Annotated in this window: 24 protein-coding genes, 1 pseudogene and 1 riboswitch; of the genes and pseudogenes, 12 read left to right on the top strand and 13 right to left on the bottom strand. The window is 66.1% G+C overall.

Features of this window, described 5'->3' with window-relative positions:
* Window positions 1-32 precede the first annotated feature (32 nt).
* The 5 genes from secA2 to Cocul_RS03810 all read left to right on the top strand — a co-directional run bounded on the left by secA2 (window position 33) and on the right by Cocul_RS03810 (window position 4732).
* Entirely contained in the window at window positions 33-2288 is a 2256-nt protein-coding gene (gene secA2 / locus Cocul_RS03830) for an accessory Sec system translocase SecA2 (RefSeq protein ID WP_055121952.1), read from the top strand.
* 73 nt (window positions 2289-2361) lie between these two features.
* Window positions 2362-2784 (top strand): oxoglutarate dehydrogenase inhibitor Odhl, encoded by a 423-nt coding sequence (odhI, locus tag Cocul_RS03825; RefSeq protein ID WP_055121951.1) that lies wholly within the window; start codon window positions 2362-2364, stop codon window positions 2782-2784.
* Between the two features lie 73 nt (window positions 2785-2857).
* Entirely contained in the window at window positions 2858-3517 is a 660-nt protein-coding gene (ftsR, locus tag Cocul_RS03820; protein ID WP_055121950.1) for a transcriptional regulator FtsR, read from the top strand.
* Window positions 3514-4062, top strand: coding sequence for a bifunctional nuclease family protein (locus tag Cocul_RS03815; RefSeq protein WP_055121949.1), 549 nt, complete (start codon window positions 3514-3516; stop codon window positions 4060-4062). Before ftsR ends, Cocul_RS03815 begins: the two co-directional genes overlap by 4 nt.
* A 124-nt stretch (window positions 4063-4186) precedes the next feature.
* Window positions 4187-4732, top strand: coding sequence for a MerR family transcriptional regulator (locus tag Cocul_RS03810; protein ID WP_245622089.1), 546 nt, complete (start codon window positions 4187-4189; stop codon window positions 4730-4732).
* On the opposite strand, the gene Cocul_RS03805 is transcribed toward Cocul_RS03810, so the two are convergent.
* Genes Cocul_RS03805 through gndA form a run of 6 tightly spaced genes read right to left on the bottom strand, consistent with a single transcriptional unit; the run spans window position 4729 to window position 11874 of the window.
* Window positions 4729-5895 (bottom strand): VWA domain-containing protein, encoded by a 1167-nt coding sequence (locus Cocul_RS03805; protein WP_055121947.1) that lies wholly within the window; start codon window positions 5893-5895, stop codon window positions 4729-4731. The two genes, Cocul_RS03810 and Cocul_RS03805, sit on opposite strands and share 4 nt — an antisense overlap.
* Window positions 5896-5952: 57 nt before the next feature.
* Window positions 5953-6825, bottom strand: a complete 873-nt coding sequence (locus Cocul_RS03800; RefSeq protein ID WP_055121946.1) for a hypothetical protein — start codon at window positions 6823-6825, stop codon at window positions 5953-5955.
* Complete coding sequence (locus tag Cocul_RS03795) at window positions 6825-7874, bottom strand: hemolysin family protein (protein ID WP_055121945.1); 1050 nt, start codon at window positions 7872-7874, stop codon at window positions 6825-6827. The genes Cocul_RS03800 and Cocul_RS03795 overlap by 1 nt, the downstream gene beginning before the upstream one ends.
* Entirely contained in the window at window positions 7871-9214 is a 1344-nt protein-coding gene (locus Cocul_RS03790) for a hemolysin family protein (RefSeq protein ID WP_055121944.1), read from the bottom strand. Before Cocul_RS03790 ends, Cocul_RS03795 begins: the two co-directional genes overlap by 4 nt.
* Before the next feature lie 23 nt (window positions 9215-9237).
* Window positions 9238-10413, bottom strand: coding sequence for a DEAD/DEAH box helicase (locus Cocul_RS03785; protein WP_055121943.1), 1176 nt, complete (start codon window positions 10411-10413; stop codon window positions 9238-9240).
* A 12-nt stretch (window positions 10414-10425) separates the two neighbouring features.
* A complete protein-coding gene (gndA, locus tag Cocul_RS03780; RefSeq protein WP_055121942.1) occupies window positions 10426-11874 on the bottom strand; it encodes an NADP-dependent phosphogluconate dehydrogenase in 1449 nt (482 codons plus the stop codon).
* A 47-nt stretch (window positions 11875-11921) separates the two neighbouring features.
* On the opposite strand from gndA, the gene Cocul_RS03775 reads away from it, so the two are divergent.
* Window positions 11922-12359, top strand: a complete 438-nt coding sequence (locus Cocul_RS03775) for a PaaI family thioesterase (RefSeq protein ID WP_055121941.1) — start codon at window positions 11922-11924, stop codon at window positions 12357-12359.
* On the opposite strand, the gene Cocul_RS03770 is transcribed toward Cocul_RS03775, so the two are convergent.
* Both Cocul_RS03770 and Cocul_RS13120 read right to left on the bottom strand, forming a co-directional pair.
* Complete coding sequence (locus Cocul_RS03770; RefSeq protein WP_281176046.1) at window positions 12356-13096, bottom strand: magnesium and cobalt transport protein CorA; 741 nt, start codon at window positions 13094-13096, stop codon at window positions 12356-12358. The genes Cocul_RS03775 and Cocul_RS03770 overlap by 4 nt on opposite strands.
* A 4-nt stretch (window positions 13097-13100) precedes the next feature.
* Window positions 13101-13184 (bottom strand): annotated as a pseudogene (locus tag Cocul_RS13120) (magnesium transporter CorA); the annotation flags it as partial.
* A gap of 123 nt (window positions 13185-13307) precedes the next feature.
* Here Cocul_RS13120 and Cocul_RS03760 point away from each other — a divergent pair.
* Complete coding sequence (locus Cocul_RS03760; protein ID WP_055121938.1) at window positions 13308-13895, top strand: class I SAM-dependent methyltransferase; 588 nt, start codon at window positions 13308-13310, stop codon at window positions 13893-13895.
* On the opposite strand, the gene Cocul_RS03755 is transcribed toward Cocul_RS03760, so the two are convergent.
* From Cocul_RS03755 to Cocul_RS03745, 3 genes are all read right to left on the bottom strand, one after another.
* A complete protein-coding gene (locus Cocul_RS03755) occupies window positions 13879-15120 on the bottom strand; it encodes an amino acid permease (protein ID WP_055121937.1) in 1242 nt (413 codons plus the stop codon). The genes Cocul_RS03760 and Cocul_RS03755 overlap by 17 nt on opposite strands.
* Window positions 15121-15189: 69 nt before the next feature.
* Window positions 15190-16692, bottom strand: a complete 1503-nt coding sequence (locus tag Cocul_RS03750; RefSeq protein ID WP_055121936.1) for a bifunctional hydroxymethylpyrimidine kinase/phosphomethylpyrimidine kinase — start codon at window positions 16690-16692, stop codon at window positions 15190-15192.
* Window positions 16686-16778, bottom strand: a riboswitch (TPP riboswitch). (Overlaps the previous gene by 7 nt.)
* A gap of 25 nt (window positions 16779-16803) precedes the next feature.
* Entirely contained in the window at window positions 16804-18210 is a 1407-nt protein-coding gene (locus Cocul_RS03745; RefSeq protein ID WP_055121935.1) for an NAD(P)/FAD-dependent oxidoreductase, read from the bottom strand.
* A gap of 250 nt (window positions 18211-18460) precedes the next feature.
* On the opposite strand from Cocul_RS03745, the gene Cocul_RS03740 reads away from it, so the two are divergent.
* Both Cocul_RS03740 and Cocul_RS03735 read left to right on the top strand, forming a co-directional pair.
* Window positions 18461-19741, top strand: a complete 1281-nt coding sequence (locus tag Cocul_RS03740; RefSeq protein ID WP_055121934.1) for an SAM-dependent methyltransferase — start codon at window positions 18461-18463, stop codon at window positions 19739-19741.
* Window positions 19742-19956: 215 nt separating this feature from the next.
* Complete coding sequence (locus Cocul_RS03735) at window positions 19957-20397, top strand: SRPBCC family protein (RefSeq protein ID WP_055121933.1); 441 nt, start codon at window positions 19957-19959, stop codon at window positions 20395-20397.
* Between the two features lie 63 nt (window positions 20398-20460).
* Here Cocul_RS03735 and Cocul_RS03730 read toward each other — a convergent pair whose 3' ends face one another.
* A complete protein-coding gene (locus tag Cocul_RS03730; RefSeq protein WP_055121932.1) occupies window positions 20461-21783 on the bottom strand; it encodes an MFS transporter in 1323 nt (440 codons plus the stop codon).
* A 133-nt stretch (window positions 21784-21916) separates the two neighbouring features.
* On the opposite strand from Cocul_RS03730, the gene Cocul_RS03725 reads away from it, so the two are divergent.
* From Cocul_RS03725 to Cocul_RS11500, 3 genes are read left to right on the top strand one after another with little or no spacing between them, the layout of a single operon-like run.
* Window positions 21917-22834 (top strand): SLAC1 family transporter, encoded by a 918-nt coding sequence (locus tag Cocul_RS03725; protein WP_055121931.1) that lies wholly within the window; start codon window positions 21917-21919, stop codon window positions 22832-22834.
* Window positions 22831-23319 (top strand): alpha/beta fold hydrolase, encoded by a 489-nt coding sequence (locus Cocul_RS12590; protein ID WP_211257087.1) that lies wholly within the window; start codon window positions 22831-22833, stop codon window positions 23317-23319. The genes Cocul_RS03725 and Cocul_RS12590 overlap by 4 nt, the downstream gene beginning before the upstream one ends.
* The gene (locus Cocul_RS11500; protein ID WP_211257086.1) at window positions 23213-23956 is read left to right on the top strand and encodes an OsmC family protein; all 744 of its coding nucleotides are present in this window, start codon (window positions 23213-23215) and stop codon (window positions 23954-23956) included. Before Cocul_RS12590 ends, Cocul_RS11500 begins: the two co-directional genes overlap by 107 nt.
* Here the strand turns inward: Cocul_RS11500 and Cocul_RS03710 are convergent.
* Window positions 23934-24722: an arsenic resistance protein gene (locus tag Cocul_RS03710; RefSeq protein ID WP_425388763.1), complete on the bottom strand. Its 789-nt coding sequence runs from the start codon at window positions 24720-24722 to the stop codon at window positions 23934-23936. The genes Cocul_RS11500 and Cocul_RS03710 overlap by 23 nt on opposite strands.
* Between the last annotated feature and the right edge of the window lie 66 nt (window positions 24723-24788).

The following is a 24788-nucleotide window of genomic DNA, read 5'->3' as shown; positions in this document are numbered from 1 at the left end:
GTAACCCCACACGCTACGGAAGGCAACACCTTATGGGCGCATTTGACTGGTTCTGGAAGGCCATGGGCTCGGGAACGAGCAGGAACCAGAAGCGCAGCATTGCGATCACGGAGGACGCGGCACGGCGCGCGGAGGACCTGGCGCAGCTTAGCCGCGAGGAACTCAATGAGCGAGCGCGCACCGCGCTGGCGGGCGGGGAGCTCAAGGACCCCGCGGAGTTCCTGGCGGTGCTGGGGGAGGCCTCGCGGCGCACGCTGGGCATGAGCCCGTTCAAGGTGCAGTCCCAGGCGGTGCTGCGGCTGCTGGAGGGCGATGTGGTGCACATGGCCACCGGCGAGGGGAAAACCCTGGTGGGAGCGATGGCCGCCACGGGCTTTGGCCTCATGGGCAAGCGCGTGCACGTCATCACGGTCAATGATTACCTCGCGGCGCGCGATGCCCAGTGGATGAGCCCCCTGGTGGAGTTCTTCGGGGTGAGCGTGGGGGCGATCACGGAGGCGCTGCCCCCGGAGCGGCGTCGGGAAGCCTATGCCTGTGACGTGGTGTACGGGCCGGTCAATGAGATCGGCTTCGACGTGCTGCGCGATCATCAGATCACGCGGCGCTCGGAGGCGGTGCAGGCCCCGGCGGACGTGGCGCTGGTGGACGAGGCGGATTCCGTGCTGGTGGACGAGGCCCTGGTGCCTCTGGTCCTTGCGGGCAGCCAACCGGGCGCCGCGCCCACCGGGCAGATCACGGACGTGGTGCGTGGCCTGCACGAAAAGGAGGATTACACCACCGATGATGATCGGCGCAACGTATTCCTCACCGAGGAGGGCGCGCACAAGGTGGAGCGTGCCCTGGGGATTGAGAGCCTGTACGACGACGATCACGTGGGGAGCACCCTGGTGCAGGTGAACCTAGCCCTGCACGCCAAGGCGCTGCTGCACCGAGACGTGCATTACATCGTGCGTGAGGGCAAGGTGCAGCTTATCGACGCCTCCCGTGGCCGCGTGGCGGACCTTCAGCGCTGGCCCGACGGCTTGCAGGCTGCCGTGGAGGCCAAGGAGGGCCTATCGGTGACGGAGGGGGGCAAGATCCTCGACACGATGACGCTTCAGGCGCTCATGGGGCGCTACCCCCTGGTATGCGGCATGACGGGCACGGCGGTGGAGGCCACCGATCAGTTGCGGCAGTTCTATGACCTGAGGGTTTCCGTGATCGAGAGAGAAAAGCCCCTGCGCCGCTTCGACGAGGCGGATCGGATCTACGCCACGATGGAGGAGAAGAACACCGCCATCGTGGAGGAGATCGCGCTGCTGCACGCCACCGGGCAGCCGGTGTTGGTGGGCACGCAGGACGTGGCGGAATCAGAGGCGCTGGCCGAGGCGTTGCGCCGCCGGGGGATCAAGGCCGCCGTGCTCAACGCCAAGAACGACGCGGAGGAGGCCGGCATCATCGCCCAGGCCGGGCAGCCTGGGCGCGTGACCGTGTCCACCCAGATGGCGGGGCGCGGCACGGATATTCGGCTGGGGGAGGGGGTGACGGAGGGGCTGGCGGTGATCGGCACCTCGCGGCACCGCTCCGCGCGCCTGGATAACCAGCTGCGCGGCCGCGCGGGCCGCCAGGGCGATCCCGGCCTCTCACTCTTTTTTGTCTCCCTGGAGGATGACGTGGTGGCTACCGGGGGAGCGGGCGAGGAAGTAACGGCGAAGCCGGATGCCCAGGGGCGCATCGAGCAAAAGAAGGTGCAGGATTTTGTGGAACACTGCCAGCGGGTGACCGAGGGGCAGTTGCTGGAGATTCACGCGCAGACCTGGAAGTACAATAAGCTCCTGGCGGATCAGCGAGAGATCATCGACGCCCGCCGCGCCCGCCTGTTGGATACCGACCAGGCCTGGGCGGAACTCTCCGAGCGGGCTCCGCAGCGCGCCGCCGAGGTGGCGGGCCTGGAATCTAGGGAGCAGGCCGCGCGTCAGATCATGCTGTATCACCTGGATGCCGCCTGGGCCGATCACCTGGCCCTGATGGATGACGTCCGCGAATCCATCCACCTGCGTGCCATCGCCCGGGAGACGCCGCTGGACGAGTATCACCGCATAGCCGTGCGCGAGTTCAAGGAATTGGCGCAACGGGCGGTGGATGCGGCGGTGGAGACGTTCAGCGAGGTGACTATCGACGAAGCCGGGGCGCACCTGGAGGACTACGGGCTGGCGCGCCCCTCGGCCACGTGGACGTACATGGTCTCGGATAACCCGCTCGCCGGGGGGAACTCCGTTGTGCGGGGCATAGGGAGTATCTTCCGGTAACATCGTCGAGAGATGGACACATCGCTATGATGTGTAGTTAGCGTTTACCCCTAACACGTGGAGGAAGAAGAGAATGAGCGAGAACACCGGAACCGGCCAGCAGCAGGTGGAAACCACCTCGGTTTTCCGCGCTGAACTGCTCAAGGAGATGGAATCGAGCGCTCCGGCCGCCGTGAGCGCGGAGAATCTGCCGGAGGGTTCCGCTCTCCTCGTGGTCAAGCGTGGCCCCAATGCCGGTGCCCGGTTCCTGCTCGATCAGGCGACCACCACTGCGGGCCGCCACCCGGAGTCGGACATCTTTCTCGATGATGTCACCGTCTCCCGCCGTCACGCGGAGTTCCGCCTCACCGACGATGGAGAGTACGAGGTGGTGGACGTGGGATCCCTCAACGGCACCTACGTAAACCGCGAGCCGCGCAACGCGGAGACCCTGTCCACCGGCGATGAAATCCAGATCGGCAAGTTCCGCCTGGTGTATCTTTCCGCCTCAAAGTAAATCCTCTTTCATCCTTATTTCATCTATGAGCGCTGTAAGTAAAGCTGCGGCTGCACCCAAGCCGAAAAAGACGATGTCCATTGGGGTGGTCTTGGAGCGGTTGCGTCAGGAGTTCCCCGACGTCACCGTGTCCAAGATACGCTTTTTGGAATCGGAAGGGCTGGTGACCCCTCAACGTACCTCCTCGGGTTACCGCCGATTTACGGATCAGGACGTGGAGCGGTTGCGCTACATTCTGACCACGCAGCGCGATAATTACCTCCCGCTCAAGGTGATCCGTGAGCAGCTGGAGGCAATGGACTCCGGGCAGGTCACCGCCATTTCGCACGCCCTGGTGGCCCCGGAGAACTTCCGCACCTCACCCTTGCGCCTCACCGACGTGGAGGTGGCGCAGAAAGCGGGCGTGGAGGGTTCCGCGGTGGAGGCCTGCATCGAGGCGCGGCTCATCAGCCCGGACGCGGCGGGGCTTTTTAGCGCCGATGACGTCACTGTGGTGAGCAACGCCGAGGCCCTGCGCGGCTTTGGCTTTGATGCGAGGCACCTGCGCTCCTTGCGCAACGCCGCCCGGCGCCAGGCCGATCTGATCGGGCAGGTGGCCGGCCCGGTGGCAAAGTCCCGCTCGCTCAGCGCCAAGCAGCAGGCAGAGGAGATGAGCCAGCAGATGAGCGCGCTGGTGGTGTCCCTCCACGCCTCCTTGTTCAAAAAAGCCCTGCGCGATGAGTTGGATCTATGATTCCCGTTGAGTTTCACGGCGTACACAGCACCGGCCCGGAGAACTTTTACTGCGTGGTGCTGCGTTGGGCGCAGCGCAACCGGGTTTTGCCGCTCTGGGTCTCTCCGCTCGCCGCGGCGGAGATCGAGGCCCGGGCGGCGGGGTATGAGCCACGCCGCCCGGGAACGGTCGATCTTCTCGCGGAGACGCTGCGCGGCGCGGGGGTCGCGGACATCGGCATCACCAGTGCCTTCGAGGGCGTTTTTGTGGCTACGATTACCCTGCACGACGGCACGGAGTTGGACGCCCGCCCCTCGGATGCGCTGATGGTGGCGCAGGCCCTGGAACTGCCCTTTGGGGTTTCGGAGGACGTGCTCACGCAGTTTTCCTTCTTCGCCGCCGATGACGCCCTGGCGGAATACCTACACGTGAGTTTCGGTGAGGCGGAGGAGCCCATCGTGGGAAACGCGCAGGCAGACGCAGACTTTGAGCGCATGATGCGCGAGCTGGGGGTCTCGGAGGAGGATCTTGCGGGTGATGCCCGGGATGACAACGATGAAACTTAGCCCTAAACTTCAAGTTGAGGTTTAGGGCGTGTCTCGCGTGATTTTTGTGTCCTTGGGATAATCTTGGCGATGAGAAAAGCGCGCGAGTCGCGGACACGATCAACACATCATGGGAGTACCGAGCGTGAGCAATATCCAGGATCGCCCTGTGCAGGAATCACTCTTTGACCTGGGGCCGGGTGAAGAGGTGGGGTATCGTGTGCCCATCGCCTGCCAGGTCGCGGGGATTACCTATCGCCAGCTGGATTACTGGGCGCGCACGAACCTGGTGAAGCCCTCCATTCGCGGCGCCCAGGGCTCCGGCTCGCAGCGCCTTTATTCCTTCCGCGACATCCTGGTGCTCAAGATCGTTAAACGCCTGCTGGACACCGGCATTTCTCTTCAGAATATCCGCCTCGCCGTGGAGCGCCTCCGGGATCGCGGCGTGGACGACATCGCGGAGATCACCCTGGTCTCTGACGGCACCACCGTGTACGAGTGTCACTCGGCCGACGAGGTCATCGACCTTCTGGGCGGGGGGCAGGGAGTATTCGGTATCGCGGTGCCGGGGATCGTGAAGGAACTCTCCGGGACCATCGCGGCCTTCCCCTCCGAGCGGATCGCGGAGGTGGGGAACGTGATCGCCGTCGATGAGCTTGCCGCCCGCCGACGGGCGCGCAAAACCTCCTAGAGATTCCGGGTGGAATCCGCCTGATCGTTCAGGATCTGATCCACCTGATCGTCCACTTGCACAACCTCCAGGGACACCTGGGGGTTTTCTAATGCGCTGGTCAGCTGGCGGCTAAACGCGGCATCATCGAGATCTTCCGGGGCGGTGCCGGAGGTAAAGAGAACCACGCGAGTGGGCTGTCCGGTGGACTGCGCCTGCTCGGCGGCGGTACGCAGGGCAGCGAGGACGGACGTGCGGGTCAGCGGGATGCCGCCGGTGCCGAAGCCCTGAAGAACCGGCTCGATGTCCTGGGCGGGGCCGAAGGGAACGTTATCGCGCCAGGGGCGGGTGACGCCGGGGTTCAGCGGGGAGGAATAGTTCCACAGCGCCACCGGCTGGCCGTTGGCCTGCGCCTCGGCGGTCAGGGCGGCGCGCGCGGCATCCAGCTGCGGGGCCATGCCCTCGGAGGTATCCAGGAGGAAGAGGGTCTGGGGGGCGGCCTGCTGCACTTCTTGTTCCGGCTGAGCCTGGGGGGAGGCGGCGGCCACGGCGGCGTCGATGGCCTCCTGAGAGATTCCTTCCTGGGGGTTCAGCGCGAGGGCGACAAAGGTGAGCTCGGCCTCGGGAAGGGGGGTAAAGGCGCGGCCCTCCGGGTTGGTGGTGGCGGTCACCGCCAGCGGCACCGTCGGGTCCTCGGGGGCTGGGGCCTGGACGTCGCGCTCGGCGAGGGCCTGCGCGGCATCGGCATCGTGGGTGAGGGCCAGGGCCGCGGCCTGCGCCACGGCGGCGTCGGGGCCGTAGAACACGGTCTGCGGATCGACCTCGGCGGTGCTCGGCTGCGGCGTGCTCAGGCCCACGGGGGTGGAGCCTACCGGCTGCGCCTCGCCGGGAACGCGGCTGCGGCCCTGCTCCGCCAGGAGGGCGTCGGTGGCGGGGGAGTCCACACCCACGTAGAGGGCGGCCTGCGCGGGGGAGTCCACGAGTTCCGGGTTGACGCATTCGGCGGAGAAGTCGCGCAGGAACATATCCGCGGCGCCGGGGTACTGTTCCGCGACGGGAAGGACCACCGTGTGCTCGCAGGTGCCCTCGGCCTGGGGGTTATCGGCGGAATCGTCCTTGTGATAGAACAACCACCACACGATGGCGGCGATCACGAGGATGATGACGATGACCGTGGTGATCACCGCGCCATGGCTCTTGGTTTCTGATCTATGTTGGCCCGGCACCCGGAAGCCCTCCCTTTAGGTAGTCTCACTTTTAGCTAGAAGTTTAGCCTCTTTGACTCTATCAATAATCTCCACCAGGGCCTCCCGGATCGGCTGGGCGCTGCGGGCAAGTTCGCGCTGACGGCGCACGTATTCGGCCTTGCCCTCCGTGGTCTCGATGGGCACCACCCCAAACCCCAGGCCGCGCACGTCGTAGGGCGAGGCCTCCATGTCTAACACGCGGGCGCTGCGGGCGAGCACGAAGGCGTCGAGAAGCACCCGTCCGGGCACGAGGGGGCCGAGCTTATGCGCCCACTTGTAAAGATCCATCGTGGCGTGCACGCACCCGCATTGATCGTGCTCGACCTGCTTCTTCCGGCTGAGCACCGTGAGATTCAGGGGACGCGCGGGCGGGGTGAAAAAGCGGAAGGCATCGTAATGCGTGCACCGCAGCTGGTGGCTTTCCACCACCTCGTTGGTGCCGGTGGCGCCCAGGCGCAGGGGAAGATCGTGGCGCGGGGTGCCGTGGTACACCATCGCCCACTCGTGCAGACCAAAGCAATCAAAGTGCGCCGGGCGTCGGGCGGAGCGGGTGAGCAGTTCCCCGATCTTGGCTACCCCCTCCCCGCGGCGGCGCATGAAGGCCTGCGTATCGACGCCCACCGCGTCCGTGCCGCAGTAATCCTTCCACTGGGCATGGGGTGCGGGGCCGCGCAACGCCGTGCCGAGGCCGGGGTGCCAGCGGCGCAGCTGGCCGGGGCGCACCTGATAGTAATCGAAGAGAAAATCAAAAACCGGGTGCTTTTCTTGGCGGCGTCGGCGCGCGCGGTGCTCCCGGGTGAGGGCGTCGGCGCGCTGCTCGTGGGCGGACATGGCCGCCCGCCACTGCTCGGGCGCGAGATAGAGCATTATTCCTCGTGCGTCCAGTCCGTGACCGTGCCCACGTATTCCTCGATGAGATCCTCCAGGGCCACGATCCCGATGAGTTCCCCGCGATCGCGCACCTGGGCCATGTGCGCGGAGCGCACGTGCAGGGTGTGCAGGGCCTCGTCGAGGGGTTCCTGGCCATCCACGAAGATCAGGGGGCGCAACTCCGTGCGCGGGATCACCGTCTGCGGGGACGAGGCAGACATCCACCCCAGCACGTCCTTGACGTGAATGTATCCGAGGTAGGAGCCATCGCGTCCGGTGACGGGGAAGCGCGAAAAGCCGGTCTCGCGCACAAGATCCTCCAGATCCCCGATGGTGGGGCCGGTGCGGCCATAATCCAGGCTGCGCACCTCCTCCAGGGGGATCATCACCTCCTTGAGGCTGCGGTTCTCCGAGCGCAGCGCCTTGCTCAGGCGGGCGTGTTCCTCCGCGTCAAGGTACCCCTCGGCCCGCGATTCCGCGATCATGGAGGCCAATTGGTTTTGATCCACGGTGGAATCCAGCTCATCCTTTTGCTCGACGCCAAAAAGGCGCAGGGTGATGCGCGCCACCCAGTTCAAAAACGCGATGATGGGCTTGGTCAGGCGCACCCAGCCGATGATGCCGGGGGCCAGCCACAGGGCCAGGGTCTCCGGGCCCGCGATGGCGATGTTCTTGGGCACCATCTCACCGAAGAGAATGTGCAGGAACGTGATGATCGCCAGGGCGATGACAAACGAGAGGGGGTGAATGAGATCGGCCGGCACCCCCAGCGCGCTGAAGGGCTCCTCCACGAAGTGTGCCACCGCAGGCTCGGCCACCTTGCCCAGGACGAGGGAGCACAGGGTGATGCCAAACTGCGCCCCGGCGAGCATGAGGGAAAGGTGCTCGGTGGCATAGAGCACCCGCTGCGCTCCGGGGCGGCCCTGGGCGATGAGCGACTCGATCCGATCCTTGCGCGAGGAGATGAGGGCAAACTCGCTGGCCACAAAGAATGCGTTGGCCAGCAGCAGGGCCACGATCAGGGAAATGGTGGTCAGAATACTCATTGCTGGTACTCCTTTGCCTCCTCCTCCGTGACCGGGGTGAGAATCACCCGGTCAATGCGGCGATCGTCCATGCCGGAGACCCGAGCGATCCAGCGACCCTCCCCCGGCAGCAACACCACGTCACCCACCGTGGGAATCCGGCCCATCTGGGCCATAATCAGCCCGCCCAGGGTCTCGTAGGGCCCCTCGGGGGCCTGGTACCCGATCTCCTCGGATAGCTCGGCGGTGCGCACCAACCCGGAAACCTCCCAGTTGGTGCCAAAGCGCTGAAAGTCCCGCTCGGCCACCTGGTCATCGTGCTCGTCATACACGTCACCCAGGATCTCCTCCACCACGTCCTCGATGGTGATGATCCCGGCGGTGCCGCCGTATTCGTCGGCCACCAGCACCATCTGCGAGCCCGCCGAGCGCACGGCCTTGAGCACGGCGTCTCCCCCCAGGGACTCCGGGATGGCGGGGATCTTGCGGGCCAAGGAGCCCACGGTCACCTCGGTGCGCCGATCGCCGGGCACGGAGAAGGCGTCCTTGACATGAACCACGCCGAGCGTATCGTCCAGATCGCCATTGACCACCGGGAACCGGGAGTGGCCGGTGTCGAGGCTCAGCGCGATGAGGTGCTGAACGGTTTCCTCCGCCTGAAGGAGGTCCACGGTGGATCGAGGGGTCATCAACTCCTCGGCCGTGGTCTCTCCGAACTTCAACGAGGCCTCCAAGACCTCGGCCGTGGCGGCGTCGATGCCGCCCACGCCCACGGAGTTGCGCACCAGGGAACCCAGCTCCTGGGGGGAACGCGCGGAGGCAAGCTCGTCGGCCGGTTCGATGCCCATCTTGCGCACCGTCCAGTTGGCCGCGACGTTGAGGAAGTTGATGAACCACTTGAAGGCCGTGTTAAAGACGTGCACCGGGTGCACCACAAAGCGCGCCACCGGAAGCGGCATGGTGATGGCGATGTTCTTGGGCACCAGTTCCCCAAAGACCATCGAGAGCACCGTGGCCACGATCATGGCCAGCACCAGGGCCACCGTGGAGGAGGACCCCTCCGGTAGCCCCAGCCACTCCAAGAGGGGGGTGAAGTACTGCGCCAAGATGGGCTCCGCCAAGAACCCCGTGGCCAGGGTGGTCACGGTGATGCCCAGCTGAGCCCCCGAGAGCACGAAGGAAAGGTTGCGGAAATCCCGCTGCACGGCGCGAGCGGAGGCGTCACCGCGCTCCTTGACGTGATTGTCCACGGTGGAGCGTTCCACCCCGGTGAGCGCGAACTCAATGGCCACAAACAAACCCGTGCTAGCCGTGAGAACCACGAAGCCGAGGAGAGAGAGGATACTAATAAATATGTCCATGGTGGTAGACCCGACAGGGCCTCTTAGGCACCAGCCTTCTTTGTGGGGATACGTGCACCCGTGATCTTAGCCAAAGAGGGGGAATCGGGGGAGACCCTTTCCTCCCGGGCCTCCACACCGGCCTTGCGCAACAGGCGGGACACCTCGTCCTCCTGGTTCTCCATCACGAGGGTCACCACGGTACCACTATGCCCGGCGCGCGCGGTGCGCCCGGCGCGGTGCAGATAGGCCTTGTGCTCGGCGGGCGGATCCACGTGCACCACCAGGGAAACCTCCCCGATGTCGATGCCGCGCGCGGCGATGTCCGTGGCCACGAGCACGGGAACGGAGCCATCGGAGAACCCGGCCAGGGCCCTGGTGCGGGTGGACTGGCCCTTATCCCCGTGCAGCCCGGCGGCCTGGATCCCGGCGCGCTGGAGCTTTTTCACCTGCCGATCCACCCCGTGCTTGGTGCGCATGAACATGATGGTGCGGCCCTTGCGCGCGCCGATGCGCAGCACAACCTCGTTGCGGGCCTCGCGGGTGCCCACCAGGAACTTGTGGTGGGTCATGGTGTCCGCCGCCGCTTGGGCAGGGGCGGTGGAGTGCTCCGCGGGGTTGGTGAGGTAGCGCTTGACCAGGGTATTGACCTGCCCGTCCAGGGTGGCGGAAAAGAGCAGGCGCTGGCCCGAGGGGGTGAGATCGAGCAGTCGGCGTACCTGGGGCAAAAAGCCCATGTCCGCCATCTGATCCGCCTCGTCCAAGGCGGTGATCTGCACGGAGTCGAAGAAGAGCGCGCGTTGATTGATGAGGTCCTGGGCGCGCCCGGGGGTGGCCACCAGCAGATCCACGGGGGAGGCCAGGGCCGTCTTGTGGCGCTTGATGTTCACCCCGCCCACCACGTCGAGCACTCGCAGGCCCAGGGCGGCGGCGGGATCGGCCAGGCGTTCCTTGATCTGGGCCGCAAGTTCCCTGGTGGGAACCAGCACCAGGCCGCGGGGGTGGCCGGGCCGGGAGGGGGACCCGGCGAGCCTGGCGAGCATGGGCAGACCAAAGGCAAACGTTTTGCCCGAGCCCGTGGGGCCCCGGCCCAAAAGATCACGCCCGGCGAGGATGTCCGGGATCGTGGCCGCCTGGATGGGGAAAGCGGTGGTGATCCCCTGGGCGCGCAGGGCGCGGGTGAGAGGATCGGGGAGGCCGAGGTCTGCGAAAGAAGTCACCCTGCGATTCTACTAGGACTCCACCTCGGAGCGATCCTCCGACCACAGGGTGTGGAAGTGGCCGGGGCGATCGGTGCGCTCGTAGCTGTGGGCGCCGAAGAAATCGCGCTGCCCCTGGATCAGGGCGGCGGGCAGGCGCTCGGAGCGCAGGCTGTCGTAGTAGGACAAAGAGGAGGCAAAGACCGGGATGGGCAGGCCCAGCTGGGTGGCGGTGACCACCACGCGGCGCCAGGAATCCAGGGAACGGGAGACTTCCTCGGTGAAGTAGGGCGCCAGCAGGAGGGATTCCACCTGGGGATTATCGTTATAGGCGTCCACGATCCGGTTGAGGAACTTGGCGCGAATGATGCAGCCACCGCGCCAGATGGTGGCGAGGTCGCGGGGATCCACGCCCCAGCCGTGCTCTGCCGAGCCCGCCTGAATCTCGTCGAAGCCCTGGGCGTAGGCCACCATCTTGGAGGCGTACAGCGCGCGCCGCACGTCCTCGATGAAGTCCTGGGTATTGATGCCGAGGTCCGCCAGGGTGGTGAGCTCGCCGGAGGGAAGGTCGCGGGCGGCGGCGCGCTGGGTGCGCGCGCCGGACAGGGCGCGGGCAAAAACCGCCTCCCCGATGCCGGTGACGGGTATCCCCAGGTCTAGGGCCGCCTTGACCGTCCATCGGCCGGTGCCCTTTTGCCCTGCGGAGTCCACGATGACGTCGATAAGCGGGGCGCCGGTGGCGGCATCGACCTGGGCGAGCACCTCGGCGGTGATCTCGATGAGGTAAGAGTTGAGGTCCCCCTTGGTCCACTCGGTGAAGATCTCCGCGATCTGCGCGGGCTCCAGGCCTGCGGCGTAGCGCAGCAGGTGGTAGGCCTCGCCGATCACCTGCATATCGGCGTACTCGATGCCGTTGTGCACCATCTTGACAAAGTGCCCCGCCCCGTCCGGGCCGATGTGAGTGCAGCAGGGGGCGCCGTCCACCTTGGCGGAAATATCCTCCAGCAGGGGGCCGAGGGAGGCATAGGACTCCGCCGTGCCGCCGGGCATGATCGAGGGGCCGTTGAGCGCGCCCTCCTCGCCGCCGGAGATGCCGGTGCCCACGAAGTGCAGGCCGCGCGCGGAAATCTCCTTTTCCCGGCGCACCGTGTCGGTGTAGAGGGCGTTGCCACCATCGACGATGATGTCCCCCTCCTCCATGGCGTCCGCGAGCTGGTTAATCACGGCATCGGTGGCGGCACCGGCCTGCACCATGATGATGGCGCGGCGCGGGCGCTCCAGCGAGGCCACGAATTCCTCGATGCTCTCGGCGGGCAGGAAGGTGCCCTCCGAGGCGTACATGCCCATGAAGTCCTGGGTCTTGGCGGCGGTGCGGTTATACACGGCCACCGTGTGCCCGTGATGAGCAAAGTTCCGGGCGAGGTTGGAGCCCATCACCGCGAGCCCGATGACGCCGATCTGTGCCTGCGAAGTATCAGTCATGCCCAAAACACTACCCCGAGCCCGAAGAAAAGTGCTTGGATAGGGAGATGGACTTCACCGAGATGATGCAATGGGCTTCGAGCAAGTCCCTCCCGCAGGAGGCGCTGGACGCCATCAACTCCGCCGAGCAGGGCGCGGAGGCGGCCCTGGGGATTCGGTTTACCGCCGTGGGCCCGGACGGGGTGCGCGCAGAGATGGACGTGGACGGCCGCCACAAGCAGCCGATGGGGCTGGTACACGGGGGGATCTACTGCGTACTCACCGAGGGCGTGGCCTCGCTCGCGGCCCTGGCGGCCACGGGCGGCAAGCCCATCGTGGGCGTGAACAACACCACGGATTTCCTGCGGCCCGTGTCCTCCGGGACGGTGACCGCCCAGGCCACCGCCATTCAGCTGGGCCGACGCACCCAGCTATGGGAGGTGCGCATGGAACATGAGGGCAAGCTGGTGGCGCTGGGAAGGCTGCGCACCATGCTGGCCAGCTAAACCCAACCGCGCCTGCGGCACACCCACCACACCAAGATCATGGACAAAGCCATGAGCCCCAGGGCAAAGGGGTATCCCAGCGCCCAGTGCAGTTCCGGCATGTCCTCAAAGTTCATGCCGTAGATGCCCGCGATGAGGGTGGGCAGCACCACCATGCCCGCCAGCACAGAGAGCCTGCGCATGTCCTGGTTTTGGCGCAGGGAAATCTTGGCGGCCCCGGCGTCGATGAGGGCGCTGAGCCGCTCATCCAGGCTGATCACCCGATCGCGCGCGATGGTGGCATTGTCCGCCACATCGCGGAAATAAGAACGAACCTCCTTGCCCAGCAGGCCGCCGTGCCGGGTGAGGAGGGCAGACAGCGCGGCGGGGAGGGCGTCGATGCTGTGGCGCATCTCCAGCACCTCGCGCTTGAGCTGATAAATCTCGTCGATGTGAAAATCCGCGCTGGGATCGAATACCTTTTCCTCCAGCTCGTTGAGATCCTGCTCCAACTCATCGGAGATGCGCAGGTATTCCTCCACGATGACGTCCGAAACCGCCCAGGCCAGGGAGAAGGGGCCGTGATCGGCCAGCTCCAGCGGCCTGTCTAGACGGTTGAGCATCCCCGGAACCTGCGCCCCGTGGCGCACGCTCAGCAGGAAATCCGGGCCGACGATGAGGTGAACCTCGCCGGTGCGGATCGCTGGGCTCCTCGGTATAGGCCACCGTGCGCATGACCAGAAGCACGCGGGAATCATACCCCTCCGCCTTGGGGCGTTGCCGAGCGGCCACCGCGTCCTCCACGATGAGTTCGTCGAGATCGTACCGGCGGGCCACCTCCTCCATCCGGGTGCTATCGGGGGCCTGGAGGTCCAACCAGGTGAAGTCCCCGTCATCGGAGCAGGGGCCGGGGATACCATTGCGGAAAGAACGGCATACATCCATGACTGAGCAGATTACACTGGCCCCATGCACACCTGGACGGAAATCCTCGCCCGCAACCCCCAGCACTCCCAGCAATACGCCGAGCGCTGGCGCCGCATAGCCGCCAGCGGCAAGGACATCTTTGGCGAGGCCCGGCTTATCGACGCCCTGGTGCCCCGCCAGGCCCGCATCCTCGACGCCGGCTGCGGTACCGGGCGCATCGGCGGCTGGCTCGCCCGGCGCGGACACCGGGTGCACGGGGTGGACCTGGACCCCGTGCTCATCGACTACGCGCGCCAGGACTACCCCGAGGCCACCTGGGAAGTGGGAGACATAGGGGTAGACCCGCTGCCGCGGGAGGAATACGACGTGGTGGTGTGCGCCGGTAACGTCATGGGGTTTATCGCGCCCAAGCAGCGCGAGGCGGCGGTGAGAAACATCGCCCAGGCGTTGGCGCCCGGTGGGCGCGCCGCCGTGGGCTTCGGGGCCGGGCGCGGTTGGGAATTTCCGGATTTCCTCGACACCTGCCGAGGCGCCGGCCTCGCGGTGGAGCAGCGCTACTCCACCTGGGACCTGCGCCCCTTTACCGAGGACTCGGAGTTCCTGGTGGCGCTGCTCACGCCACGATCTTAAACACGATGGCGCTGATAGCCACCAGGCCGGACACCACGATGAACACGTTGGAGGCCTGCCTGCGATACGGCGCCAGCGCGGGCACCTTGGCGATGGCATACATGGGCATGAGGTACAACAAGGCGGCGATCACCGGGCCGGAGAGCGTCTCGATGAGATCCAGGACGCTGGGATTAATGATGGCCGCCAACCACGTGGTGAGGAAGATAAACCCATATACGCCCAGCTCCAGGGGACGCTGCGCCAGATCCCGCTTGGCCAACCCGCGCACGATGCTCTGCGCGCCCTCCGCCGCGCCGAGGACGTGGCCGAAATAGGAAGAAACAATTGCCGCGATGGCGATGATCGGCGCGAGGTACGAGAGCACCGGATTATTAAACACATTGGCCATATACGACAACACCGGAAGATTAGCCTCGCGGGCGGCGCTCAGACCCTCCGTCCCCAGGGCCAGGGAACACGACCACACGAAGAACATGGTGAACACCGTGAGTAAGACGGCCGTATAAGCCAGTACCACGGAGGCGCGCCGGGTGGCATTCTCCCCGTGGTTGCGCTGCATGGCCAGGGAGAACTGAGAGATTGCCGGGGAATGATTAAAGGCAAAAACCAACACCGGGATCACCAACCACACCACCGCCACGGTGGCCCATACCCCCTTGCCGGGCGCGCCGAAGAATCCCTGAAAATCCCAGGACGGAATCAGATACAGGGAAATGGCCCCCAGCAGGAAAATGAGGGGATAGACCAACACCTGGGTGACCGCGAGCATGATCTTCTGGCCAAAGACCAAAATCAGCGTCATGCCGCCCACCAGCAGCCCGGAGAGCAGAGCGCGGGGAATCTGCGGGCCGTGCAATTGATTGACGATCAAACTATCGACGGTATTGGTGATACTCACGCCGTAGATCAACACGATGGGATAGATCGCGGCAAAATACAGCAGGGTAATCACCCAGCTGATCTTCTCTCCAAAGTAATCCCTGGCCACCACGGTGATGTCCTCACCCTTGCGGGGCGATACGCACACCATGCGGGCCAGGGCGCGGTGTGAAAAATACGTCATGGGGCCGATCAGCAGCGTGGCGATCAGCAGCGGCCACACGCCGGAACTCCCGGCGTTGATGGGTAAGAAAAGGATACCGGCACCCACAGCGGTACCAAACAAAGAGATGGTCCAGCTGGCATCGATGCCGCGCGGCGGGCGCTGTGTGGTAGTAGCCATAGGAAGCGTCCTTGCTATTGAGGGGTAATTCCTATGACACTGTAGAGCCTTGGGTGAGGGCACGCACAATCAGCGCCGCGAGGCCTGCGCGAAGAAATCTCGCTCAAAGTAACAGGCCGCCACGAAGGCCCGCGCCGCGCGCAGCCGCTCGGCAGGGGAGGCCTGCTCCAGGGCGTGTTCCACCCTGGCGATGGCCTGCCGCGTGCCCGCGAGGAAATCCGCGTCCCCGTAGGTGCTCAGCCACGGAGCGTAGGGGTGATCCGGGGTGACCTCGTCTGTGAGATAGAGGCCGATGTGGGCGTAGAGCCAGTAGCAGGGCAAGACCGCGGCCGCGGCCTCCGCGTAACTCCCGGAGTCCGCGGTGGCGGCGAGGAAGGCGGTATAGGACAGCGTGATGGGGGAGACCTCCCCGGTGAGGGCACCCAGTTCCGAGCGATGCAGCTGGGCCTCCTCTTCGAGGCAGGCGGCGGCATCGTGCGCCCACTGCGTGGCGTGCTCCGGGAGATCGCAGCGTGAGGCCACCCGCGCCAGGCAGCGGGAATACGCCAGCAGGTAGTGGGAGTCCTGGGCGAGGTAAAAGAGGAAGTCCCCTCGATCCAGGCTGCCCTGGCCTAGCTGCTGAATGAAGTCCAGCGCGTAGGTTTCCCCCAGAGGCGTTTGTGCGAGTTCCCAGAGCGCGCGCGTCCAGGGTCCTGCGGCCCAGGAATCATCGGGGTTGGGCTGCGGCGCAAACTCAGTGGGCAGCGGCCACGGCGCGGTGGAGGCCTGGGCGCTGAGGCGGCGGCTGCGGTGAGAATGATCCACCGGCCCGTTTCCGCCGCCCACGTGGAGATCGCCGCCGTGCCGAATGGCCTCGGCCAGCCAGCGGGTGGACCAGGCCAGGGCCTCGGCGGGGGAGGCGTCGAGCACCAGGCGGGTGGCCAGGCTGGAAGAAAGCGAACAGCCGGTGCCGTGGGTATGCGGGGTGTCGATCCGGGGGCAGGGCACGCGGTGGACGGCGCCTTCGGGGGAGACCAGGGCGTTATCCGCGCTGCCGCTGAGGTGTCCTCCCTTGACCACCACGCCGGTGCCCCAGCGCCGGGCGAGTGGGAGGGCCTGGTCGATGGCTTCCTCCAGGGTGCGCGCAGGAGAGGCCTGCGCGAGAACCGCCAACTCGCTTAGGTTGGGGGTGATGATGTCCGCCTGCGCGCATAGTTCGCTCAGGGCGGCCTCCGCCTCACGGTCCAGGAGGAGATCCCCGCTGGTGGCCACCATGACCGGGTCGAGCACGACGGGGGCTACTGGGTGATCGCGCAGGTACTCGGCCACGGTGGTGATCGTCTGCGCCCCGCCCAGCATCCCGATCTTGAGGGCATCCACCTGGACGTCCTCGAACACGGCGTCTAGTTGGGCGAGCAGAAAATCCTGCGGCGGGGTGTGAATGGAGCGCACCCCGTGGGTGTTTTGGGCCACCAGGGAGGTGACCACGGAGAGTGGGAAACCTCCGGCCTCAGAGATGGCCTTGATGTCCGCCTGGATACCGGCGCCCCCGGTGGGGTCGGTTCCGGCGATGGTTAATACGCGAGGTATCACGATAGGACAAATCCCTTCGCTAGTCCGAACTAGAGCAGGTTCCACGGGTATGATCTCAGCGCTATCGCGCACCCCGTTGCCTGCCGCCAGACTAGCAGAAGGGATGGTGCCTTACTTCTCCCCGAAGCGGCGGGTGTCCTTCACCTCGATGGGGAAGTCCGCGTCCGAGCCCACCAGGCCGTTGAGCTTGTTCAGGCCGTTGCGGCCGTGGAGCTGCTGGCGCGTGGTGGCCAGGTTCCAGCGCTTACGGGAGAGGGCGTTGAGACCCCAGGCGAAGGCCGCCACCAGGCGATTGCGGAAGCCCACCAGGTACATCACGTGGACGGCCAGCCACAGCACCCAGCCGATGAATCCGGTGACCTCCACCTTGCCCATCTTCACCACGGCGGAGAAGCGGGAGATGGTGGCCATCGAGCCTTTGTCAAAGTACTCAAACGGCGCGCGATCCTCCGGCTTTTGCTCGCCCTCGGTCTCCGCGGCGATCTGCTCCGCCACGTACTGGCCGGTCTGGATGGCGGTCTGCGCCACGCCCGGCAGGCGGTTCAGCCCCATCATGTCACCGATGACAAAGACCTCCTTGTGCTCGCCCACGGTGAGATCGGGGTTGACCTGCACGCGCCCGGCGCGATCCACCTCCACGCCCGCCTGGTCCGCCACGAGCTTGCCCAGCGGGGAGGCCGCCACGCCGGCCGACCAGATCTTGGTGTAGCTCTCGATGGTGTGTTCTTCCTCCCCGGCCTTGTAGGTCACGGAGGTCTCGTCCACGTTGGTGACCATCGCGCCGAGCTTGACCTCCACGCCGAGCTTTTCCAGCTGACGCTGCGCCTTGCGGCCCAGGCGCTTGCCGAAGGGAGGGAGAACCTGGGGCGCGCCGTCGAGAAGCAAAATCTTGGCGGAAACGGTGGAGAAGTTGCGGTACTCCCCGGAGAGGGTGCGGTGCGCCATCTCCGCGAGCTGGCCGGCCAACTCCACGCCGGTGGGGCCGGCGCCGACGATCACGAAGGTCAGCAGGCGCTCGCGCTCGGCGGGATCGGTGGTCAACTCGGCGCGCTCGAAGGCGCCGATGATCCGGGCGCGGATCTCCAGGGCGTCATCAAGCGTCTTCATGCCGGGGGCGTACTGGGCAAAGTGATCGTTGCCAAAGTAAGACTGCCCGGCACCGGCGGCGATGATGAGGGAATCATACTCGTAGCTGCGCTCGTAATTGCCCAGGTGGGTGGTCACGGTCTTGGTCTCAATATCAATGTCGGTGACCTCGCCCTTGACCACGGAGGCGTTTTCCTGCCCGGCCAGGATCTGGCGGGTGGAGGGGGCGATCTCCCCGGAAGAAAGGATGCCCGTGGCCACCTGGTAGAGCAGCGGCTGGAAGAGGTGGTGATTGCCGCGGTCGATGAGGGTGACGTCAACGTCGGCGTCCTTGAGATCCTTGGTGGCAAAGAGGCCACCAAAGCCAGAGCCGATGACCACGACGTGATGGCGGCCACCGGCGGGACGATAGGCTTTCTTGGGGGATGACATGGGCTTTGTGCTCCTATAACTCTACGTTGTCCGCGCAGTGCAGGCTCGGTGTTGATTCGGTGCTGATGATGATAGTCGCCTGGCTCACCTTTGGCAGGGCAGGGGCCACAGGAATCCACCCATTCGGGCTAAAACACAGAACCCCGCGCGCGGCGATGTCTGTTTTAGTGCGCGGTGGTGTGGTCGGTGTGATGTCTAGGTATCGTTGAGCCTCGGTAGTGATGGCGGCACCGAGGGGCATGGAGGCACAATGACAGACCAGCAGCGTACCGCCATCGACGTCCACGCCTGGCCCGGGCTGCGCGCCGTGCCCCGGGACTGGCGGCTGCGCAGGCGCGCCCGCCGCGCCGAGGCGGAGTTCGCACGCGCCTGCGCCGAGGCGGAGCTGGATTTGGACTCCGAGCGCCCCGACCTGGTGGTGGAGCGCGATGAACTTTTCTACCGTATCGCCGCCTCCGGCTGGCTGGGGCTGGCGGAATCCTACATGGCCGGGGAATGGCACGCCCCCGATCTGCACGAGGTGCTCACCGCGCTGCTGCGCGTGGGCTACAAACCCCCTCGCGGCGAGGTTTCCCCCCGCACCTACGACGGCGGGGCCCTGCCCGCAGACCTCGTGGAGTTCTCCTCGGCCGACGGCATGAGCCTCATGGGAGGACTCTTTGAATCCGGCGTGCCCACCACCGTGCGCGAGTCCGTGCCCAGCCTCGTCCCCGGGGCCGGGCACGGCACCGAGCCAGCCACGCACTTTGTGGACATCACTCGCGTGGCTCCGCCCGTGGCCGTGGAGCGCGCCGACCTGGGCACCGCGCAGGCCGGGGTGATCCGGGCGCTTCTCGACGCCGCCGAGGTTCGGCGCGGCACCGATCTGCTGGAATACCCCGCCACGGGGGGAGCCATCGCCCTGGCCGCCGAGGAGCGGGGCGCACGCCCCAGCGCGGTGACCGCCGACGGCGCGCACGCCGGGATCATGGAGGAACGACTCACCCTGGCGGGGGTCACCACGGCGCGCACGGTGACGATGCCCCAACCCATCGCGCAAGGGGGCGTGCGGCCCGCCGCCGAGGCGGTGGTGAGCGTGGAATACCTGGAACTTTTGGAGCCAGGCCAGCGCACGGAATTCATGGCCAGCCTGGATCGCTCGCTGCGCCCGGGGGGATACTGCGCGATGCAGACCCTGGTGGCCACCCCTGACTTTTCGGCCGCTGCTCAGCGCAGCCTCGATGCCCTGCGCGCCTATATCTGGCCGGGGCTGGAGTACCCCACGGTGGAAGAGGTACACCGGCTCAGCGACCAGGCCACCGGGCTGCGGGTGGTGGGGCAGCGGCACTTTGCCGAGCACTACGGCCTGGCGCTGAAAATGCAATCGGAGTGCTTCGAGGGGCACTCCCGCGAGGCGGCGGCCGCGGGATTTGACCCGGTGTTTCGCCGGTTGTGGCGGTACCAGTTTGCGCTGCGGCGGGCCCTACTTGACCTTGGCATGATAGAGGCCGTGCAGTTCACCCTGACGCACAGAAGAAGAAAAGGACGATGATGAAGGTCTTGATGGTGGTGCTGGGGAAGAGTATTTCCTGACGCCGCGGCACATCTTTGCAGGAGCGGGGTGGGAGGTGCATGAGGCGGCGCCGGGCGGCGAAGCTCGTGGTATGCCGGTGGGAGCGAATCGGTGGAGGAACTAAAAGCTTCCGGGGCTGGGAGAAGCGCTCAAGCGCTTGGGAGCGGATTATGTTTCCTCCCGCGTGATGGTGGATGGGCACCTTTATATGGGGGAAGAACCCCACCTCGGCCAAGGCCTTGGCCCAGCGGATCGTGGTCGGGTGGAGCGAACCTGCCCTGGAGATAGAGGTGAGCCGGGTGATTGCGGCCCCACGCCAGGATCTCTATGAATACATAAAAAATATGGAAAACATGGGTGAGATCAGCCCGGAGAATAAAAAGACCACCTGGATTACACCGGGGAAGAGGAAACCGGATTGGTGCATGGTATCGCTGGGCATGACTGGCGTGGTGGAAGAGGACGTGCCGGGTGAGAGCTTTGGCTTCCTCACCGATTCCCCCTCGGAAACCCATTGGCGATACACCTTTTCCGACGCGCCCGGGGGTACCCGCGTGGTGGAATCCATGCGGAAGGCCCGGCCGCAGCTGAGTTTGATCGTGACGGCGCAAGAACTACTCCGGTGCGCGGAATAGGCGGGCGCATCTGCGGCAGGGCATGGAGAATACCCTGGAGAACCTCGCCAGGCGCTTTGAGGGCTAGATGGCCGTCATGTCCTCCTCGCGGGTCTCGCGCATCAGCAGGATCGCCGCCAGCGAGATCGCGGAGACCACGCCGAGGTACAGGCCCACGTAGGCCACGCCGTGATTGGCCGCCAGGGCGGTGGCGATGAACGGGGCGATCGCCGCGCCCAGGATGGAGGCCACGTTATAGGAGATGCCGGAGCCGGTATAGCGAACATTGGTGGGGAAGAGCTCCGGCAACACCGCAGACATGGGGCCAAAGATGAGCCCCATGAGGAACATGCCGAGGGTGAGGAAGGCCAGGACGCTGCCGGTGGTGGCGGACTGCTGGTTGAGGAAGAACCAGAAGGTGCCGCTGAACACGATCATGGCCACCGTGACCCACAGCAGGGTGGGCTTGCGCCCCACCTTATCCGCCAGCCAACCGGACAGCGGCACCCCGGCGATGAACGCGAAGATGGAGACGAGCTGGAGCTTGAGGAAGTCCGTGTAGGCGAAGTTCAGGCCTTCTTTGCCGATGCCATAGGAAAGAATCCACGTGGTGACCAGGTAAAAGAGGGTGTAGCAGCCCACCATCACGAAGGTGCCGATGAGCAGCGGCCCCGTGGCGGTGCGGAACACCTCCTTGAGGGGCGAGGCCACGCGCTTGTTCTGCTCGATGGCCTTCTGGAACACCGGGGTTTCCTCCAGCCGCAGGCGCACGTAGAGCCCCACTGCCACCATGATCGCGGAGGCGAGGAAGGGAACGCGCCACCCCCACACCATGAAGGCGTTATCCATGTCCCCGTTGGTGTAATCGAAGGCCGTGACCAGGATCAGGAAGAGGCCATTGGCCAGCAGAAAACCAAAGGGCGCGCCCAGTTGTGGCCACATGGCGGCCCAGGCGCGCTTGCCTTCCTCGGCGGTCTCCGTGGCAAGCAGGGCCGCGCCGGACCACTCGCCGCCTAAGCCGAGGCCCTGGCAAAAGCGCATGAGGGCCAGCAGCGCGGGGGCGGCGATGCCGATTTGCTGGTAGGTGGGCAGCAGGCCGATGAGGAAGGTGGCGATGCCCATGGTGAGCAACGCAAAGACGAGCGTGGCCTTGCGGCCGAGGACGTCCCCGAAGTGCCCGAAAACGATGGAACCCAGCGGGCGGGCGAAGAAGGCCAGGCCGAAGGTGGCGAAGGAGGCGAGAAGTCCCATCGTGGGATCGTCCGACTGGGGGAAGAAGAGATGAGGAAACACCGCCACGGCGGCGGTGGCATAGATATAGAAATCGTAGAACTCAATGGTGGTGCCCACCGTGGACGCGGTGATGATGCGGGCCCGGTCGCGGCGGGTGAGCGTGGGAGTGGTCATGGGCGGCCCTCTTATCTATCGGCTGAGTGGTGAGATATAAGATACTGTCCCATATATTGAGAGCTCAAATCCTGCATTATGAGATTGAAAATAATTGCGCACCCCCGCCGGGCATCGCGTTGGATGGGTGCCTATGACAAAAGGAACGCTTCCCCCTTGGGGGCCGGCCTGGTCCGGCGCCGCGCTCGGCACCGGGGGGCTGGCCACCCTCAGCCATCTCCACGGCTGGGGCGTGGTCTCCGCCCTCGCGTTGATCCTGGCCGCCGTGTTGATCCTCAGCATTCTCGCGGGGTGGGCGCGTCACCGCGTTCCTCCGCTGCGCCGCGTGGCCATGCCGGCGTGGGCGCTCCTGGGCATGTCCATTACCACCCTGGGCAGCGCCCAGACCCCGTTGACCCACCAGTGGTGGCTCCACGCGGCCCTGGTTCTCATCGGCGCGGTGATCTGCGTGAGCGCCAATATCGCGTATTGGCCGGTGCTGCGCTCGGAACCAAACTTCCTTTCGCTGTTTCCGGTGATGTCTCCGGTGGTGCCCGCCGTGGGGCTGGCGCAGTGGGCGGCCTCGGAGACGCTGCCGGACGTGGGGGCGTCGATAGTCAAGGCCGTGGGGTGGGCGCTTTGCGTTCTCGCCGTCGCCGGGGCGGTTCCCGCCTTTATCCTGGTGTATCGCCACATGCTGCCGCTGGGGCCACCCGCTCCCTTGGCGGCGACCTGCTGGATACCCCTGGGCATCGTGGGGCAATCCGTGGTGGCCGTGCTCACCCTGGGCGGGCCGCGCGCCTATGGCTGGGTGGTGCTGAGCCTGGGTGTGCCCCTGGCCTGCTGGGCGGCGTGGCGGCACTGGAGCAGCATTCCCGCCTGGGCTCCCTACAATCCCACGTGGTGGGCCTCTACCTTTCCGGTGGCCACCTGTGGTGCCGGAACCTACGCGCTCAGTGGGGGAACGGGTGGGCTTTACGCAGTGAGCCTGGCGCTGCTGTTCCTCCTCGTGGCGCACTGGCTGCTGGCCGTCACCCGCGCCGCCAGCCATCTGCTACAAAGAAGAGCGTGATGAGCATTGATACCGCCCACGCCGTGATCGACCGCCCCGAGGGCGCGGTGCGCGGCTACGCTCTGTTCGCCCACTGCTTTGCCTGCTCCGCGTCATCCCCCGCGGCCGTGCGCATCTCCCGCCGCCTCACCGAGGTGGGATACACGGTGCTGCGCCTGGACTTCTCCGAGGTGGACTTCACCTCCAACGTCCACGACCTGCGCCAGGCCGCAGAGTGGATGCGCGACAACGTGGGCGGCCCCGACCTGCTTATTGGACATTCCCTCGGGGGCGCCGCGGCGCTGGCGGCCGCCACCGACATCGAGGGCCTGAGCGCCGTGGTCAGCATCGCCGCCCCCCTTCGACCCGGGCCACGCGGCCGACCTCTTCGCCGCCGACGTGGAGACGATCAGGGAACAAGGCCACGCCACGGTAAACATCGGCGGCAAGACCTTAGAGCTGGGCCGCACCTTCATCGAGGACATCTGCGGGCAGCGGCAGCGTGACCGCCTCCGCGATCTGCGCGTTCCCCTGCTCGTCATGCACTCCCCGGAGGACGAGGTAGTTAACATCGGCAACGCCCAATCCATCTACCGCGCCGCCCACCAGCCCAAGAGCTTCATCAGCCTCGACGGGGCAGATCACCTCCTCGTGGGTGCCGGACAGGCCGCCTACGCCGCCGACGTCATCGCCGCCTGGGCCGGGCGCTACATCACCGATCATCCCGCCACGGCCGCCGTGGCCGCACCCGCGCCGGGATCGGACTTCACCACGGAGATCCGCGCCGGACGCCACACCATCTTCGCCGACGAGCCCACCACCGTGGCCGGGGCGGCGGACCTCGGCCCCAACCCCTTTGACCTGCTCAAGGCCTCCCTGGTGGCGTGTACCTCCATGACCATGGGCATGTACGCCCGGCGCAAGGGATTCGATCAAGGCACCACCCGCGTGGAGGTAGAACTGGAGCAACGGCGTTGGGAGGAAGGGCTTTTTACCACCCTGCACCGGGTGATTCACTTCGACCCCGCGCTGAGCGAGGAGCAGCGTGCCGGTCTGCTGCGCATCGCGGATAAATGCCCGGTGCACCGCCTGCTGGAGGGCACCGTGAGCATCGAGACCACTACCGCAGCCACTGGGGAATGAGGCGGACGTAGGCCACCATACCCACCAGCTCCACGAGGGTTTGGGCGACCACGATCGCCCCCGCACCCGGCACGGTGAGGGCCAGGGGGAGAACCACCAGGGAGTTCCGGGTGGCCCCGGAAAATACCAGCGCGCGGGTGGCGGGGACATCTTGGCGAAATGCCTTCCCCACGAGGGCACCGAGCGGGGCCATGATGAGCAGGAACGCGGCGTACAGGGGAATCACCCGCAGCGGGAAATCATGGCGAACCTCGGGGATCTGGGTGGCCACCACCACGGCGAGGGTGAGCACCATCAGGGGCACCATGCCGGCCTCCGCGAGGCGGCGTGCCGGGGCGGCGAGGGATAGGCGCTGGGTGAGAGCGGCCGCCAGCAGCGGAACCACGATGAGGAAGAGGAACGCCTGGGCGAAGGGGCCGGGGTGAACAACCTCCTGGGCCTGCGGGGCGAAAAGCCGCAGGTACACCGGGAGAAGCAGCATTTGCAGGACCATGAGGAGGGGAGTGGACGCGAGGAGCTTTTCCTTAGCGGCCCCGGCCAGCCCGGAAAACACGATGACATAATCTACGCAGGGGGCCAGCAACACTAGCAACACACCCACCAGCGTGGACTGATCCTGCGCGATGGGACGGGTGAGGGCGTACACCACGGCGGGCACCAGCACGAAATTAAGCACCACGAGCGCGGCAAGAAAGCGAGTATCCCGCCAGGTACGGCCAAGCCGGGTGAGAGGAAGCCCCAGGAACGTGGCGTAAATCAGCGCCATGAGCAGGGGATTGAGGGCGGCCTCCGGGATCGGAAAAGCGAGGCCGAGGCCCGCGCCGAGGAGCAG

It is taken from the genome of Corynebacterium oculi (genome assembly GCF_001412105.1).
Classification (GTDB): domain Bacteria; phylum Actinomycetota; class Actinomycetes; order Mycobacteriales; family Mycobacteriaceae; genus Corynebacterium; species Corynebacterium oculi.
Note: the sequence above shows the minus strand (reverse complement) of the source record. Positions and strands in the feature narration are given on the sequence as shown.